Annotated in this window: 12 protein-coding genes; 4 read left to right on the plus strand and 8 right to left on the minus strand. The window is 67.2% G+C overall.

Annotated features, from left to right (window positions below; genetic code table 11):
* Positions 1-14 precede the first annotated feature (14 nt).
* The 4 genes from rsmA to BLU17_RS24195 form a co-directional block, all read right to left on the minus strand.
* Positions 15-842 (minus strand): 16S rRNA (adenine(1518)-N(6)/adenine(1519)-N(6))-dimethyltransferase RsmA, encoded by an 828-nt coding sequence (gene rsmA, locus BLU17_RS24180; protein WP_092002444.1) that lies wholly within the window; start codon positions 840-842, stop codon positions 15-17.
* Positions 843-857: 15 nt separating this feature from the next.
* The gene (gene pdxA / locus BLU17_RS24185; RefSeq protein ID WP_092002448.1) at positions 858-1,880 is read right to left on the minus strand and encodes a 4-hydroxythreonine-4-phosphate dehydrogenase PdxA; all 1,023 of its coding nucleotides are present in this window, start codon (positions 1,878-1,880) and stop codon (positions 858-860) included.
* 23 nt (positions 1,881-1,903) lie between these two features.
* Positions 1,904-3,262: a peptidylprolyl isomerase gene (locus BLU17_RS24190; protein WP_483874362.1), complete on the minus strand. Its 1,359-nt coding sequence runs from the start codon at positions 3,260-3,262 to the stop codon at positions 1,904-1,906.
* A gap of 109 nt (positions 3,263-3,371) precedes the next feature.
* Positions 3,372-5,756, minus strand: a complete 2,385-nt coding sequence (locus tag BLU17_RS24195; RefSeq protein ID WP_092002454.1) for an LPS-assembly protein LptD — start codon at positions 5,754-5,756, stop codon at positions 3,372-3,374.
* 244 nt (positions 5,757-6,000) lie between these two features.
* Here BLU17_RS24195 and BLU17_RS24200 point away from each other — a divergent pair, with 244 nt between their 5' ends.
* Positions 6,001-7,050 (plus strand): aminoglycoside phosphotransferase family protein, encoded by a 1,050-nt coding sequence (locus tag BLU17_RS24200; protein WP_092002457.1) that lies wholly within the window; start codon positions 6,001-6,003, stop codon positions 7,048-7,050.
* A 62-nt stretch (positions 7,051-7,112) separates the two neighbouring features.
* Entirely contained in the window at positions 7,113-7,817 is a 705-nt protein-coding gene (gene murU, locus BLU17_RS24205; protein WP_092002534.1) for an N-acetylmuramate alpha-1-phosphate uridylyltransferase MurU, read from the plus strand.
* A 28-nt stretch (positions 7,818-7,845) separates the two neighbouring features.
* On the opposite strand, the gene BLU17_RS24210 is transcribed toward murU, so the two are convergent.
* Positions 7,846-9,729, minus strand: coding sequence for an ABCB family ABC transporter ATP-binding protein/permease (locus tag BLU17_RS24210; protein ID WP_092002460.1), 1,884 nt, complete (start codon positions 9,727-9,729; stop codon positions 7,846-7,848).
* 236 nt (positions 9,730-9,965) lie between these two features.
* Here BLU17_RS24210 and BLU17_RS24215 point away from each other — a divergent pair, with 236 nt between their 5' ends.
* The gene (locus BLU17_RS24215) at positions 9,966-10,361 is read left to right on the plus strand and encodes an acyl-CoA thioesterase (RefSeq protein WP_092002463.1); all 396 of its coding nucleotides are present in this window, start codon (positions 9,966-9,968) and stop codon (positions 10,359-10,361) included.
* A gap of 16 nt (positions 10,362-10,377) precedes the next feature.
* Here BLU17_RS24215 and BLU17_RS24220 read toward each other — a convergent pair whose 3' ends face one another.
* Together BLU17_RS24220 and BLU17_RS24225 are read right to left on the minus strand one after the other, a co-directional pair.
* Positions 10,378-13,935: an EAL domain-containing protein gene (locus tag BLU17_RS24220; protein ID WP_245747006.1), complete on the minus strand. Its 3,558-nt coding sequence runs from the start codon at positions 13,933-13,935 to the stop codon at positions 10,378-10,380.
* A 261-nt stretch (positions 13,936-14,196) separates the two neighbouring features.
* Positions 14,197-14,679 (minus strand): nitrate reductase associated protein, encoded by a 483-nt coding sequence (locus BLU17_RS24225; RefSeq protein WP_092002468.1) that lies wholly within the window; start codon positions 14,677-14,679, stop codon positions 14,197-14,199.
* A gap of 203 nt (positions 14,680-14,882) precedes the next feature.
* Between BLU17_RS24225 and fdhD the strand changes: the two genes are divergently transcribed.
* Positions 14,883-15,698 (plus strand): formate dehydrogenase accessory sulfurtransferase FdhD, encoded by an 816-nt coding sequence (gene fdhD, locus BLU17_RS24230; RefSeq protein ID WP_425434137.1) that lies wholly within the window; start codon positions 14,883-14,885, stop codon positions 15,696-15,698.
* Positions 15,699-15,713: 15 nt separating this feature from the next.
* Here fdhD and BLU17_RS24235 read toward each other — a convergent pair whose 3' ends face one another.
* On the minus strand, positions 15,714-16,484 hold the full coding sequence (locus BLU17_RS24235; RefSeq protein ID WP_092002474.1) for an enoyl-CoA hydratase: 771 nt from the start codon (positions 16,482-16,484) through the stop codon (positions 15,714-15,716).
* Positions 16,485-16,565 lie beyond the last annotated feature (81 nt).

The raw sequence follows: 16,565 nt of genomic DNA on the forward strand, positions 1-16,565 counted from the left end.
GCCGCTCGCGTGCCTCAAGCGCCGCCCGCGCCGGCAAGCGCCTGCGCGAGCCGAACGTACTCCTCCACCGGCACTTCCTCGGCGCGGCGCGCCAGATCGAAGCCGAGCGCGTCGAAGTCGAGGCGCTCGCGATAATCGGCGAGCGTGTTGCGCAGCATCTTGCGACGCTGCGAGAAGGCGGCCGTCACGAGATCGCCGAGCACGGCTTCGTCGACCTTCGGCAGTTCGTGCGGCGCGTAGGGAATCATGCGCACGATCGCCGAATCCACCTTGGGCGGCGGCTGGAACGATTCGGGCGGCACGTCGATCAGCTTGTCGATCACGTAGCGATACTGAAGCATCACCGTGAGGCGGCCGAACGCCTTGCTGCCCGGCTCCGCCACCATGCGCTCGACCACTTCGTTCTGCAGCATGAAGTGCTGGTCGATCACGCGGTCGGCGAACGCCGTGAGATGAAACAGCAGCGGACTCGAAATGTTGTACGGCAAGTTGCCGACGATGCGCAGCGAGGGCTTTTCCCCCGGCGCCGCGAGCGAGCCGAAGTCGAACGCGAGCGCGTCGCCGGCGTGAAGTTCGAGCAGCGGGCCGAACTTCTTCGTGAGGCGCGCGATCAGGTCGCGGTCGAGCTCGACCGCGTGCAGCGGCGATTCGGGGGTGGCGAGGCGTTCGATGAGCGGCTCGGTGAGCGCGCCGAGCCCCGGCCCGATCTCGACCATGCGCTCGCCGCGTTGCGGGCGAATGACGTCGACGATCGAGTCGATCACACCGGTGTCGACGAGGAAGTTCTGGCCGAAGCGCTTGCGCGCGAAGTGGCCCTGGTGCTGTCTGCTGCTATTGGACATCTTTTCTGGATTCAATCAGTTGATGCGCCGGTGGCGCGCCATCGAAACGGCGGTGTCGATTGCGGCGATCAGACTGCCCGCGTCGGCGCGGCCGGTGCCGGCGAGGTCGAGTGCGGTGCCATGGTCGACCGAGGTGCGCACGATCGGCAGGCCGAGCGTCACGTTGATGCCCTCGCCGAACGTCGCGTATTTCAGGACCGGCAGGCCCTGGTCGTGGAACATCGCCAGCACGCAGTCGGCGTCCTTGAGGTAGCGCGGCTGGAACAGCGTGTCGGCAGGATAGGGGCCGCGCGCGTCGATGCCTTGCGCGGCGGCAGCGGCCAGCGCCGGCGAGATCACGTCGATTTCCTCGCGGCCCAGGTAGCCGTTCTCGCCCGCATGCGGGTTCAGGCCGGTCACCAGGATGCGCGGCAGCGGCACGCCGAAATGGCGGCGCAGGTCATGGTCGATGATGCGCAGCGTTTGTACGAGACCGTCTACGCTGAGCGCCGCCGGCACGTCCTTGAGCGGCAGGTGCGTCGTGGCGAGCGCGACGCGCAGCGGCCGTGCGCCGGTGCCCGCCAGCATCATGACCACGCGCGGCGTGTTCGTGCGTTCCGCGAGGTATTCGGTGTGGCCGGTGAAAGGCACGCCCGCGTCGTTGATGGTGCTCTTTTGCAGCGGTGCCGTGACGATCGCGTCGAATTCGCCGGCAACGGCGCCGTCGATCGCGCGGTCGAGCAGCGCGAGCACGTAGCGGCCGTTCGCGGCATCGAGCTTGCCCGGCTTGACGGGTGCGGCGAGCGCGACATGCTCGACCTGCACGGGCTGGCTGGCCAGCACGGCGGCCCAGTCGACGTTCACGGCCTTCGCGCGGGATTCGAGCAGCGCGCTGTCGCCGAGCACGACGAACTGCGCATCGCGCCAGTGCGCCGAGGCGCCAGCCAGTGCGGCGGCGGTCAACTCGGGGCCGACGCCCGCCGGCTCGCCGGTGGTGATGGCAATGCGGATTGGCCCCGCCCTCCGCGGAGCCGGCGACGACGATGCGGAGGCGTTCATGGCTCGAATCCTTTCTAAAGCGGTCAGTTGTGCGGCGGCGTCATGCCCGCGATCTTGTAGTCGACATAGGCGCTGTCACGCAGTTGGCGCAGCCAGTCGGCGTAAGCCTGCTCGGCCTTGCGCTGGCCAATGGCCTGGCGCGCGAGGTCCATCTGCTGGGCGACCGAGCCTTCGGCGTCGCGGCGGCCCAGCACCTGGATCAGGTGGTAGCCGTATTCGGTGCGTACCGGCTCGCTGAGCTGGCCGTCCTGCAGCGTGTTCATGGCGCGCTCGAACTCGGGCACCGTTTCACCCGGGCTGATCCAGCCGAGGTCGCCGCCCTGCGATGCAGAGCCGTCCTGCGAATAGGTGCGTGCGAACTTGGCGAAGTCGGCGCCCGCCGCGATTTCCTGGCGAATTTCGAGCAGCTTCTGGCGTGCCTGGGGCTCGGACATGCCGTCGCCCACGCGCAGCAGGATGTGGCGCACGTGCGTTTGCACGAGCTTGGGCGCGTCGGCGGCCGTGCCCTGGCCCTGGCGGCGCTCGACGAGACGCACGATCTCGAAGCCGTCGTTCGTGCGGATGACCGTGGGGTTCACCTCGCCCGGACGCAGCGTGGACGCGGCGGTCACGAATTCGGGCGGCAGCTTCGACGGCGGCTGGAAGCCCATGTCGCCGCCCTTGCCCGCGTCGCTCGCCTGCGAGCTGGACTTCGCGAGGCTCTCGAACTTGCTGCCCGACTGCGCCTCCTTGAGCAACGCGTTGGCTTTCGCCTGGGCGGCTTCGATGTCGGTTTCGGAGGCGTTCAGCGGCGCCTTGATGAAGATGTGCTGGAAGTGCAGGTCGCTCGCCTGACCGGCGTTCGGCCCGCGCTGGCTCGCAATGTAGTTCGCGACTTCGGCGTCGGAAACCGTGATCTTGCTGTCCACTTCCTTCTCGCGCAGCTTCGAGAGCGTGAGTTCGGTGCGCGCGTCGTTCATGAACGTGGCCCAGGGCACGCCTGCCGCCTCGATACGCGCGCGGTAGGTGGCGAGGTCCATGCCATTCGCCTGGGCGAGGCGCTCGAGCGTGCGCTGCACGGCGGTGTCGTCGACGGTGATGCCGTCTTCCTTCGCCTTCTGGAGCTGAATGCGCTCCAGCACCATCTGGTTGAGCACCTGCGCCCGCAACTGGTCCGCGGGCGGAACCGGTGCGTTTTGCTGCTGCAGACGACGCGAAATGAGCTCGACGCGGCCGTCGAGTTCGCGCTGCGTGATCACGCCGTCATTGACGACTGCGGCGATCGTGTCGATCGTCTGCCCATTGTCGGCCGGGAGACCCTGAGCTTGCGCCGGCGCGGCCGGCAACACGCCTGCGACGGCGAAGAGACTCGCAGCGTACGCTGCCAGGCGAAGCTTTTTCATGATTCCCACAGAAACTCCAATGTTGGCGGGCACGCTTCGCCCGTCTCTATGCAAACCGACACCGCGTTGCCCCGGGCGCCTTCGCGAGAAAAGCGCGCCGGGTCACGCGTTATTGATAATCAGTGAAGCGCGACGGCGGCGGCGCCTGCCCCGGCAACTGCGTGTAGCCCTGCACGCTCGCCCTGAACGCCGCCACCAGCCCGTTGTCGACGTTGGACAGTCCCTTGAGCGTGAGCTGCGCGAGAAAGCGCGTTGACGAAGTCGGGTTGCCCGAGGTGTTCGCGCCGTTCGCATAACGCTGCAGCCCGACGCCGAGCACCCAGCAGTCGGCGTCGTACTGCATGCCGACCAGGCCGTCGACGATCCGATGACCGTTCAGATCGTAATTGAAGCGGCCCACGGCGAACACCCGGTGCGAGAACGGCCATTGAGCCGAGATCAGGACCTGGTTGATCGGCTGGTCGTCGAGCGTGGTGTTCGCTCGCGTATAGCGGTAGGCCACGTTCAGCACGCGGCTCGGCCCCGGGCTGTACCCGAAACCGATGCTCGCCTTGGTGAGCGCGTTATTGTCGGCATTATATTGGAACGCCGTTTCCGAAGCGAAACCGCCCCCGATTTTCAGCGATGCGCCCGCGATCAGGTCCGAATGGGTCGCCTGCTGCGTGGTCTCGCCCGGCGCGAGCGTGACGCGCTGGTCCTGGAAGTAGTACTGCTGCGCCAGCACGAAGCGCGCGCGCTCGTCGCCCGAGGCCGGGTCGATGAAGCGCGTGGTGATCGCGGCCGTGATGCGGTTCGCGTCGGCAATGCGGTCGTTGCCGACGAAGGTGTTCGGCGTGAAGATTTCCGCGAGGCCGAAGTCCGAATCCGCCGTATCGAAAAGGGGCGCGAACTGCTGGTTGCGGTACGGCGTGTACACGTAGTACAGGCGCGGCTCCAGCGTCTGGATGTAGTCCTTGCCGAACAGGTGCACCGAGCGGTCGAACACGAGCCCCGTGTCGAAGCTGAAGGTCGGCACCGATTCGGTGAAGCTCTTCGGCGTGCCGGCGGGCGAGCCGAAGTTGTTCGGGTCGGAACCGATGTTGCTCAGGTTGTACGACGCGAAGTGCCACTGCACCTTCGGCGTGACGAAGTAACCCGGCCCCATCAGCGAGTACGACAGGTACGGATTGAAGACGACGCGGTCGCCTTCGGTCGCGTTGTCTTCCGTAATGCGGAAGCGCGAGTAGTCGGCTTCCATGCCGTAGTCGAAGCCGCCGATGTTGTACTTCGCGTACTTCACGTTCAACTGCGGCTCGCGGCCGTACGGCGGCGTGGACGGCTCGAGCGTCTGCCAGTGCTGCCAGCGGCCCAGCACGGACCACGGCCCGTTGTTGTACGTGAGGCCGGCTTCCTGCTGATACAGCATCTGCGTGCCGTTCAGGAACTGGTTGGCCGGCGACTGCAGGTCTTCCGGATAGGTATTGTCCGAGACCTTGTTGTAGTAGACGTAGCCGCCGAACCCGTTGCCGAAGTTCTGGTTGTGCTGGATGAACAGCGCGTAGCGGTTCGTCTTCGTGATCGCGTCGTCCGGCAGGAACGTCCCGGTGATCGATCCCGAGTAATTGGTCGAGAGATACCGGTAGTTGCCCTGCAGGAACACGCCCCGCTTCGAGATGATCTGGGGCGTGAACGTGAAGTCGCGGTTCGGCGCGATGTTGAAGTAGTACGGCAGCGAGACTTCGTAGCCGTTCGTCGAGCTGATCGAGAACGTCGGCGGCAAGAGTCCGCTGCGCCGGTCGCCCGAAAGCGGGAACGACAGCCACGGGCTCGCGAAGATCGGCACGTTCTGGAAGAACAGGACGGCGTTGTGCGCGACGCCTTCGTCGCTGCCGGTGTCGAAATCGAACTCGCTGCCCTTGATGTACCAGGCCGGATTGGTCGAGCACTGGCACGCGGTGTAGGTGCCGTTCGTGAGCACCGAGCGCTCGTTGTCCAGCAAGTCGGCGCGCGCCGCGCTGCCCGAGCCGCCCGTGATCGAAAAGTGGTATTTGGGCGCGGGCATGAAGCCTTCGTTCGCCTCGACCTTCAGATGCGCCTCGGGGCCCGCGAAGGTCGTGCCGCCCTGCGAAACCACGACATTGCCGTATGCATTGGCCATGTCGGTGTCCTGGTCGTAGTGCAGGGCCTCGCCCTTCACCACGTTCGAACCCTGGCGCAGCTCCGCCGCGCCTCTCACCGCAAGGTCGGTATCCGCCGTGCCGGTGGTCGAGTCGCCGAGGACGAAGGTCGCCGGATGCTGGCCCGACGCGCTTGGGTGATCCTCGAGTTGCGGCGCGAGCCGCAGGCTCCAGGCGCCGTCGAGCGGCTGGGGCTGCGCGGCCGCGCCCGAAAGCTGGGCGTGCGCGAGCACGGGCACCAGACCCGGTACGGCCATGAGTGCCGCGATGAGCCGCCGCTTGCCCGGCACGCCGTCGTCACTGTTGGAGATCGTCTGGAAAAACTGTCTGGGCGGCATGTATGGTTTTGGCGAATCGGCCCGGCCGCCTGCCCTCTCCTGATGGTGGCCCGCCTGCGCACCCGCCTCCGATAAACCGTGTCGAGGCCGGGCTGCACACAATTAATTACAATTCACCGCGCGATGGACCGGCGATGAATGCGGCGAGTGAACCGTCATGCGGGCTTTGGCGCGAGTCGCGTCAAAAAAGTCGTGGGGTATTATATGGCAAGACGTTGATCCACTGATTTTGCCTCTGGCTTTCATGACCTTTTCCGCCGCGCATTCCCCCGCCGACAGCCGCCGCGACCTGCTTGCCGCCTGGCTCGGCAGTCACGCCCGACACTACGCCCTCGACCTCGCAACGCTCGCTCCGGCCTCCGCCGACGCGAGCTTTCGTCGCTATTTCCGTCTGGCGAGCACCGGCGCCCATGGCGCGACGCTGATCGCCGTCGACGCCCCGCCGCCCGAAAAATGCCGCGAATTCGCCGAGGTCGCGCAGCGGCTCGCAGCGGCCGGCGTGCACGTGCCGCGCGTGCTCGAAGTCGATTTCGACGCGGGCTTCATGCTCGTGACCGACCTCGGCACCGCGCCGTATCTGAAGGCGCTGCAGGAAGCCGGCCCCGGCCAGCGCTCGCGCGACCTGATGCGCGACGCGCTCGACGCCCTGATCCGCTGGCAGTTGAGCTCGCGCGAAGGCGTCCTGCCGGACTTCGACGAAGCCTTCATGCGCCGCGAGATGGAATTGATGCCCGAGTGGTATCTGGAGCGGCATCTGGGGCGCAAGGTCGACGAAGCCACGCGCGGCGTGCTCGACCGCACCTTCGCGCTGCTCGTGTCGAGCGCGCGCGCGCAGCCGCAAACCTTCATGCTGCGCGACTTCATGCCCCGCAACCTGATGATCGCGACGCCCAATCCCGGCGTGCTCGACTTCCAGGACGCCGTGTACGGGCCGATCACCTACGACGTCGTCTCGCTGCTGCGCGACGCGTTCCTGAGCTGGGACGAAACGTTCGAGCTCGACTGCTTCGCGTACTACTGGGAGCGTGCGAAGAAGGCCGGCCTGCCCGTCGACGCGGATTTCGGCGAGTTCTACCGCCAGCTCGAATGGATGGGCCTGCAGCGCCACATCAAGGTGCTGGGCCTCTTCTGCCGCATCAACTATCGCGACGGCAAGCCGCATTACATGGACGACCTGCCGCGCTTTCTCGGCTACGCGAGCAAGGTCGCGCGCCGCTACCGTCCGCTCGCGCCGTTCGCGCGCCTCCTCGACGACCTGCAGGGCAGCGCCGTCGAAGTCGGCTACACCTTCTGAAGCGGGCCGCCATGACCCAGTCGAACAACGCGCCGGCGACGGCACGCTTCGGGCGCACGGCGATGATCTTCGCCGCCGGGCGCGGCGAGCGCATGCGCCCGCTCACCGACACCTGCCCGAAGCCGCTCCTCGCCGTGGGCGGCAAGCCGCTCATCGTGTGGCAGATCGAGCGCCTCGCCGCGGCGGGCTACGCGCACATCGTCATCAACCACGCATGGCTTGGCGCGCAGATCGAAGCCGCGCTCGGCGACGGCGCGCGCTTTGGCGTGACGCTGCGCTATTCGCGCGAGATCGACGCGCTCGAAACAGCCGGCGGCATTGCAAAGGCGCTGCCGCTCATCGAGCCGGACGGCGCGTCCGAGGTGTTCCTCGCGGTAAGCGGCGACGTCTACAGCGCCTACGATTTCGCGCGGCTGCGCGCGCGCGCCGAGGCGCTCGCAGCGCGGACCGAACCTGGCATGCACCTCGTGATGGTGCCGAATCCGCCGTTCCATCCGAAAGGCGACTTCACGCTGAACGAGGACGGCGCGCTCGCGCTCGAAGGCGCACCGCGCTACACCTTCGGCAATATCGGCCTTTACGACACGCGCATGTTCCGCGATCTCGCGCCCGGCACGAAACGCGCGCTCACGCCGTATTACCGCGAAGCGATCGCGCAGGGGCGCGCGAGCGGCGAGCTATATGAAGGCGTGTGGGAAAACGTCGGCACGCCCGCCCAACTCGACGCGCTCGACGCCGCGCTGCGCGCTCGCGCCCGGCACAGCTAATCGCGCCGCACGCCGAAGCCGGCGTCCTTCAGTGCCCGCCCGCCGCGGGCATCTCCACCTGCGGCGCCTCGCTCGCCTTCTGCTGCTGAAGCGCCCACATCTGCGCATAGTGGCCGCCCGCGCCGAGCAGCCCGGCGTGCGTGCCGCGCTCGACGATACGCCCGTGATCCATCACGATGATCTGCTGCGCGTGCACCACGGTCGAAAGCCGGTGTGCGATCACGAGCGTCGTGCGCTCGCGCGCGATCTGGTCGAGCTCGTGCTGAATGGCGCGCTCCGAGCGCGAGTCGAGCGCCGACGTCGCCTCGTCGAAGAGCAGGATCGGCGGGTTCTTCAGCAGCGTGCGCGCGATAGCCACGCGCTGCTTTTCACCGCCCGAGAGTTTGAGACCGCGCTCGCCCACGGTTGTGTCATACCCCTTGGGCAGGCTCTCGATGAACGCATGGATATGCGCTGCGCGCGCCGCCGCGATCACCTCTTCGCGGCTCGCCGTCGGCCGGCCATAGGCGATGTTGTAGTAGATCGAGTCGTTGAACAGCACCGTGTCCTGCGGCACGATGCCGATCGAGGCACGCAGCGAATCCTGCGTGACGTCGCGGATGTCCTGGCCATCGATGGTGATCGCCCCACCGGTCGCGCGATCGAGATCGTAGAAACGGAACATCAACCGCGCGAGCGTGGACTTGCCCGAGCCGCTGTGCCCCACCACGGCCGTGGTCGTGCCCGCCGCGATCGTGAAGCTCAGGTCGTGCAGGATCTGGCGTGACGGCTCGTAAGCGAAGTTCACGTGCGAGAAGCGCACCTCCGCGCCGCGCACTGCGAGCGGCTGCGCGCCGGGCGCATCGGCGACTTCGCGCTCGACGGTGAGCAGCGTGAACATGCGGTCCATGTCGGTGAGGCTTTGCTTCAGTTCCCGATACACCACGCCGAGAAAATTGAGCGGAATGTAGAGCTGCAGCATGAACGTGTTGATGAGCACGAGGTCGCCAAGCGTGAGCCGCCCCGCCATCACGCCCTGCGTCGCGCGCCAGAGAATGAACACGAGCCCCGTGCCGATGATCGCCTGCTGACCGAAGTTGAGCGCGGAAAGCGAATGCTGCGACTTGATCGCGGCCTGCCGGTAGCGACGCAGGTTCTCGTCGTAGCGCTTCGTCTCCCATTCTTCGTTGCCGAAGTACTTCACGGTCTCGTAGTTGATGAGCGAATCGATCGCGCGCGCGTTGGCGCGCGAGTCGAGCTCGTTCATCGTGCGCCGGAAATGCGTGCGCCACTCGGTCACCTTCACCGTGAACACGATGTAGGCGACGAGCGCGATGAGCGTGACGATCGCGTAGTAAGCCTCGTACTTCACCACGAAGAAGCCGAGCACGAGCCCCACTTCGACGAGCGTCGGCAGGATGCTGTAGAGCGAGTACGAAATGAGCTGCGTGATGCCGCGCGTGCCGCGCTCGATGTCGCGCGACATGCCGCCCGTCTGGCGCTCGAGATGAAAGCGCAGCGAGAGCGCATGCAGATGGCGGAAGACCTTGAGCGCGAGTTGGCGCACGGCGCTTTCCGTCACCTTCGAGAACAGGATTTCGCGCAGCTCGGTGAAGAGCGACGTGGAAAGGCGCACGACGGCGTAGGCGACCACGAGCAAGCCGATGCCGCCCGCCAGCACGATCCCGGGCGCGTGCTCCGCGCGTCCGAGCGCGGTGAGATGGCGTACCGAGGCGAGGCCGTCGACGATGTGCTTCATCACGATCGGCACGCCGAGGTTGGCGACCTTCGCGCCGATCAGGCAGGTGAGCGCGAACGCCACGCGCCATTTGTAGGCGGTGAGGTAAGGCAGCAGCGAAACGATCGTCTGCCAGTCGTTGCGCGGCCCGGTGGCGGCCGGCGCGGGTTCGTTGGAAGCGGGAAAGCGGCGCATGGGCGAGAAACGTGCGCGAGGCGGCGAGCGAAGATCGGTGCGAAACCGGAGCCTGGCGCGGCGCATGCGGCACGACGGGTCATGTGGGGGTGATCGGCGACGGGTTTCGCGTCAGGCGCTTTCCCGTACAATTCCTGATCGCTGTATTGTCGCAGAAGGCGGCATGCGCCGCTGAGTCCTCTCGTCCCCCGGCGCTGCGCGCTTCTGGCCGTTCGATCCCTTTTCATGGAAGCCCGATGACCGACTCCTTCCCGCTCCCCGCCAAAGCGCCCGCCCTGCGCGTCGTGCCGCAACCCTCGGACGCCAACGTCCACGGCGACGTCTTCGGCGGCTGGATCATGGCGCAGGTCGACATTGCCGGCTCGATTCCGGCGAGCCGACGCGCCAATGGCCGCGTCGCGACCGTCGCGGTGAATTCGTTCGTGTTCAAGCAACCGGTGTTCGTGGGCGACCTGCTGAGCTTTTACGCCGAGATCATCAGGACGGGCACGACCTCGGTGACCGTCGAAGTCGAGGTGTACGCCCAGCGCATGCGCCTGCAGGAAGAAGTCGTCAAGGTAACCGAAGCAACGCTCACCTATGTCGCGACCGGCACCGACCGCCGCCCGCGCCCGCTGCCGCAAATCGGATAAGGCGCACGCGACCGGCTCACACCATCGAGGCCACCCCGGGCGCTTCTTCGTATGAAGCGCTCGCGCGCAGGAGCGCCGCCGCCTCGTCGCCCGGCAGCGGCGGCGCGAAGAAGTAGCCTTGCAGTTCGTCGCATGCGCGCTCGCGCAGGAAGCCGAACTGCGCGGACGTCTCCACCCCTTCCGCGATCACCTGCAACTGCAATTCGTGGGCAAGCGCGATGATGGCCGCAGTGATCGTTTCGTCGTCGCTGCTCGTGCCGATGTCGGCCACGAACGAGCGGTCGATCTTGAGCCGGTCCACGGGCAGCCGCTTCAGATAGCTCAGGCTCGAATAGCCGGTGCCGAAGTCGTCGATGGCGATGCCGATGCCGAGCGCGTGCAGCTCGTTGAGCATCGACACCGCTTCTTCGGCGTTGCGCATGAGCGTGCTCTCGGTGAGTTCGATTTCGAGCCAGCACGCGTCGAGGCCGGTTTCCTGCAGCACGTCCTTCACGAGCTGCGCGATGTCGCGCTGGTGAAACGTCTTCGCCGAGAAGTTCACGGAAACGCGCACGGGCGGCAGCCCCGCTAGCTGCCACTCGCGATTTTGCCGGCACGCCTCGCGCAGCACCCAGTCGGAGAGCGGGCCGATCAGGCCGCTTTCCTCGGCCACGGGGATGAACTGCGAGGGCGAGACGAGTCCCGCCTCGGGATCGCGCCAGCGCACAAGCGCCTCCATGCCGATGATGCGCCCGCCCTCGATCTCCACCTGCGGCTGGTAGTGCAGCAGGAACTCGCTGTCGCGCAGCGCGCGGCGCAGGCGCCGTTCGAGGTTCAGGCGCGCGCCCACGTTCGCGTTCATCTCGGGCTGGAAGAACTGGAATGTGTTGCGGCCCATGTCCTTCGCGCGATACATCGCGACGTCGGCCTTCTTGAGCAGCGTCTCCGCGTCGTTGCCGTCTTGCGGGTATACGCTCGCGCCCATGCTGCACCCCACGTAGAGCTCCGTGCCGTCGATCCACACCGGCTCCGAAATCATGGCGCGCGCCCGCTCCATCCAGCCGATCAGCGACTTCTCGTCGATCGTGTCGGTGAGCACGATCACGAATTCGTCGCCGCCGTGGCGCGCGACCGTGTCGGTCGTGCGCGTGCAGCGCGACAGCCGCTCGGCCACCACGCCCAGCAGCCGGTCGCCCACGCTGTGGCCGAGGCTGTCGTTGACGTTCTTGAAGCCGTCGAGGTCGATGAACACCACGGCCACGCCGGTTTCGTGCCGCTGCGCCGCGACGAGCGCATGTTGCAGCCGGTCGCGCAGCAGGTTGCGGTTGGGCAGCAGCGTGAGGCTGTCGTAGTTCGCCTGGTATTCGAGCTGCTCCTGGTAGCGGATCAGCTCGGTCACGTCGTTGATGATGCCGATGTGATGCGTGATGCGCCCGTCGAAATCGGGCACGGGCGCGATCAGCAACTGGTTCCAGAAGAGCTCGCCGTCCTTGCGATAGTTGCGCAGCACGGCACTCACCTCGCGGTTGACGAGCAGTGCCTTGCGGATCGCGACGAGGCCGTCCTGGTCACGGTCGTCGCGCTGGAGCAGACGGCAGTCCTGGCCGATCACCTCGGCCGGATCGAAGCCCGTGATGCGCCGGAACGCCGGATTCGCGTACTCGATCAGGTTGCTGCCGCCCGGCCCCGGCGCGGTGATGAGAATGGCGTTGACGCACGCGTCGAGCGCGCGGCTTTGCAGGCGCAGCGCGAGGTCGGCGCGCTTGCTTTCGGTCGTGTCCGAATACGAACCGAGCACGCCGATCACGCAGCCGTCGCCGTCGAGTAGCGGCAGCTTGCTCGTCATCATGGTGCGGTGCAGGCCGTCGACCGTCAGATCCTGTTCCACGTTGATGCGCGGCAGGCCCGAGTCGATCACTTCGCGGTCCTGTTCGCGCATGGCGCCGGCATAGGCGCGCCAGGGCAGATCGTCGTCGGTTTTGCCGATGATCTGCTCGGGGTACGAAAGGCCCGCGTCGCGCGCGAACGTCATGTTGCAGCCGAGGTAGCGCGACTGCGCGTCCTTCCAGAAGATGCGCTGCGGAATGTGGTCGATCACCGACTCGAGCATCTGGTTCGAGCGCTGCGCTTCCGCCTCGGCCTTGATCTGGTCGGTCACGTCGTCGGCGAGCACGAACACGGCGGCGCGCCCGAGGAAGGTGAGCGAGTGATGCGAAATGTCCGCGCTGATGATCGAGCCGTCGCGGCGGCGGTGATGCCAGATGCCGGCCATCGTGCGCACGTTCTGCGTGCGCGTGTCCGAGCGCGAGAGATGCTGCTCGAGCCGCGCGACGTCCTCGCCCGGGCGGATCTCGCGGATCGTCATGGCGAGGAACTCTTCCTCGCTGTAGCCGTACTGCTGGATCGCCGCGGTATTCACGGCGAGAAAGCGCAGCGTCTCGCGGTCGAACACGTACATGGGCACCGGATGCGCGTCGAAAAGCCCCTGGAAGCGCTCGCTGCGCAAACGCATGCCGCTCACCGCGCGCAGCTTTTCGCGGGCGGCGCTTTCGCGCGCGCCGAACGTGTAGATGAGGAGCGTGCCGCCCGCGAGCACCGTCACGATCAGGAGCATCAACGCGCGGCCCCCCGAGCGCGCCGAGTCGGCGAGCGCGGCGGCAAGCGCGAGGTCCTCCGTGCGTTGCAGCGCCGCGAGGCGCGCGGCGAGCCGGTCCACGCGCGTGTCGATGCGGATGTATTCGCCCGCGAGCCAGGCCGCGGTCTCGGGCGACTGCGCCGCGCCCACGGGGACGGGCGCCACCGCGATGGGCCGCGAAGCGGGGACAGGCGGCACGGCGATTGCCGTCGCGACTTGCAGCGCGGCGCCTTGCGCGGACGATTCCGGCGCGACGACGCTCGCCGCCGATGCCGATGCCGATGCCGATGCAGATGCAGATGCAGATGCCGGGCGCGACGGCATGATGGCGCCGGTCACCACATGTCCGGCCATATGGACTTCCACCGCGCTTCCCGGCTGAACCGACGCCACAACGGCCGCGTGGCGCGCGAGTACCGGCCGGACCGCCGGTTTCGCCTCGGGGGCATGCGCCGCGTTCGCCGGCGACGCCGCGTCGGACTCGACGGACTCGACGGACTCGTCGGACTCGTCGGACTGCGGCGCAGCGGGCGCCTCGCCGGCCTGCGCACGCTCGTCGGCGATGCGTTGCCGGGCGCTGGCAAGCGTCGCGTCGATCTCGTGCCCAATGGCTGCGGCCTCCACGGCGGTTGCATCGAAACTGGCTGCCAGGTCGGCATTGCCGGCCAGCTCCGCGCGCAGCGCCCGGGCGGTTTCGTCGAGCGTGGCGGCACGCGCCTCGCGCGCGGCGGCCGACTCGGGCTGCCCCTGCGCGGCGAGACGGCCGAGCGCGCTCACACCGCTGCCGAGCGCTTCGCGATAGCGGTCGAGATCTTGACGGATCCGCGCGGCCTGGCCGGCGCGCCGATCGATCTCGCGCTGACCGTCGATCTGCGTCCACGCGACAAATGCGTTCGCCCCAACGGCCGCCACGACGACAGCCAGATTGATCAGTTGGCGCTTCGAAAGAAGAAGGTTCATGAATGCCGAGCGTCGTTCGCGCCCGCGCCGTGAGCGCAGGATGTGGGGTCACGACTGACTGCGCGCGACCAGTCGGCGCCTGACGCGCCAACCCGGAATAACGGCACGCCCGTGCTCGTCTTGAGGGACGAGTGCCCAGAAAGTGGCTGAAAAAAAAGCACGACGGCACCCCACGCCCTAGAGGCGCGGCCTATGCCCAAGAGGATGAGGCGGGGATGGGGCGGGGATTGGCCGGAATGGGCCGGGATCAGCGAGCCGGCATCAGCGCGGCACCGCCAGCCCGAACTCGCGCATGGCGGGCGCGAAATCGTGATTGCCCTCGGGCTTGCGCGCGAGCTTGGCAAGCACGTAACGCTGGAACGGATCGAGCTGCGCCCAGGCTTCGAGGCCGGGAGGCTGCAGGTTGGCAAGCTCGGACTGGTGCGCGATGCCGCCCGGCACCGCGTTCACGTTGCGCCAGGCGGGCGCTTCGTCGGGCGCGAACCATTCGGGCTCGACGTTTGCATGCGTGCGCATCATCTCGAAGAGCGCGTGATCGAAATTGGGCTCGATCTGCGTGTCGTCATCCACGGGAAAACACGCCAGCAGCCGGCGGTCCTCGTAGGGCAGCAGTTGCCATTGCGCGAGAGAAATACGCAGACCAAAACGGTCCAGGTTGAAGCGCACGCACATCGGGATATAGGTGAGGTTCTCCGACGAGTCGACCTCGAACCGGAAAAGGAGCGGAGCTTCGTTCAATGCCATGGCGGTATCCTCGCGAAGCGGGCGTGAGCGCAGGCGGCCCGCTTGAGGTATTTTAGAACCTTCCGCGCGCGGCGCGGCTCCGCCGTCCCCCGGCGGCGCTGCGGTGCCCCGCCGCACAAGGCAACGGAGCTTTACGCTTGAACACCCGCTCGAACACCTCAACCCGGCCGCACACCGCGACGACGAATTCCGCCACGAATCCGCTGCAAACCGAAGAACAACCGGGCGCCATTGAATTGCGCGTGCACCGGCACCGCGACGGCGAGGTGCAAACGCGCGACGACCACGTCGGCCAGGAATGGCCCGTCGCGCTCGTCTTCAACGGCATCTCGCACGCGGTCATGATGTGCACGCCGCGCGACCTCGAAGCGTTCGCCGTCGGCTTTGCGATCTCGGAAGGCATCGTCGGGCGCAACGCCGATATCCAGGATATCGAGGTCTACTGGCACGAAGAGGCGGATCTGCCGCATGCCGAAGTGCACCTCACGGTGGTGCAGCAGGCGTTCGTCGAACTCAAGGAAAAGCGCCGCGCGCTCGCTGGACGCAGCGGTTGCGGCGTGTGCGGCATCGAGAGCATCGACTTGCTCGATCTCGAACCCGAACGGGTGCCCGACACGGGCTTCGTCGCGCGCCTTGCGCCCGGGGCCATCGCGCGCGCCGCGCGCGAACTGCCGCAGCACCAGGCGCTCACCCAGCTCACGGGCGGCCTGCACGCGGCCGCGTGGTGCGACGAAAGCGGCGCGATCCTGCGCGCCTTCGAGGACGTGGGCCGCCACAACGCGCTCGACAAGCTCATAGGCCAGCTCGTGATCGCGCGCGCCGACACGCAGCAGGGCTTCGTCTTCCTCTCCAGCCGCGCAAGCTACGAACTCGTGCGCAAGGCCGCGCGCGTGGGTATTCCGATGGTCGCGACGATCTCGGCGCCCTCCTCGCTCGCCATCGCCATCGCGAAGCGCGCCGGACTGCGGCTCGTGAGCTTTTGCCGCGAGTCCGGGTACGTCGATTACGAAACGGCCTGAATCGCCGCCTGCGGCCTAGTCGAACTGCCGGAAATCCGGCTTGCGCTTTTCGAGGAAAGCCGTGAACGCCTCGCGCGCTTCAGGCGCGAGCAGCATCTTGCCGAAGTGCACCGACTCATCGCTGATGCGCGTCTTGACTTCGTGAGCGCTCGCGCGCTTCATGAGCGACTTCGTCACGCGCAGTGACGAGGCGGGCAGCGCCACGAGCTTCGCCAGTTGCCCGGCAACGAACGCGTCGAGCTCGGCGGCGGGCAGCACGCGGTTCACGAAGCCGAGACGATGGGCCTCCGCGGCGTCGAAGGTCTCGCCGAGCAGCAGCTTTTCCGCCGCGCCCTGATAGCCCGCAATGCGCGGCAGCAGCAGCGACGAAGCCGCCTCGGGGCACAGGCCCAGTTGCGCGAACGGCACGGCGAAGCGCGCGTCGTCGGCGGCATAGACGATGTCGCAATGCAGCAGCAGCGTCGTGCCCACGCCGATCGCCGGCCCCTTCACCGCCGCGACGAGCGGCTTCTCGAAGCTCGAGATGGCGTCGAGAAAGCGCATCACGGGCGAATCGCCGCTCGTGGGCGGCGTCTTCAGGAAGTCTTCGATGTCGTTGCCCGCCGTGAAAATTTCGGCGTGCCCGCGCAACAGCACGGCACGCACGGACGCGTCCTCGTGCGCTGCGGCGAGCGCGCCGACCATCGCCTCGTACATCGCGGGCGTGAGCGCGTTCTTGCGCGCGGGGCGGTCGATGGTGATCGTCAGCACGCCGTTGTCGCGCGCGACGAGGATCTCGTTGCTCATTGGCTTGTCTCCTCAGATCCAATCCGATACGAAAAACGGTCCGCAAACCGCGAGGTCTGCGAACCGTGCCGATAACGCCTG

The sequence above is a fragment of the Paraburkholderia lycopersici genome (assembly GCF_900096975.1).
Taxonomy (GTDB): Bacteria; Pseudomonadota; Gammaproteobacteria; order Burkholderiales; family Burkholderiaceae; genus Paraburkholderia; species Paraburkholderia lycopersici.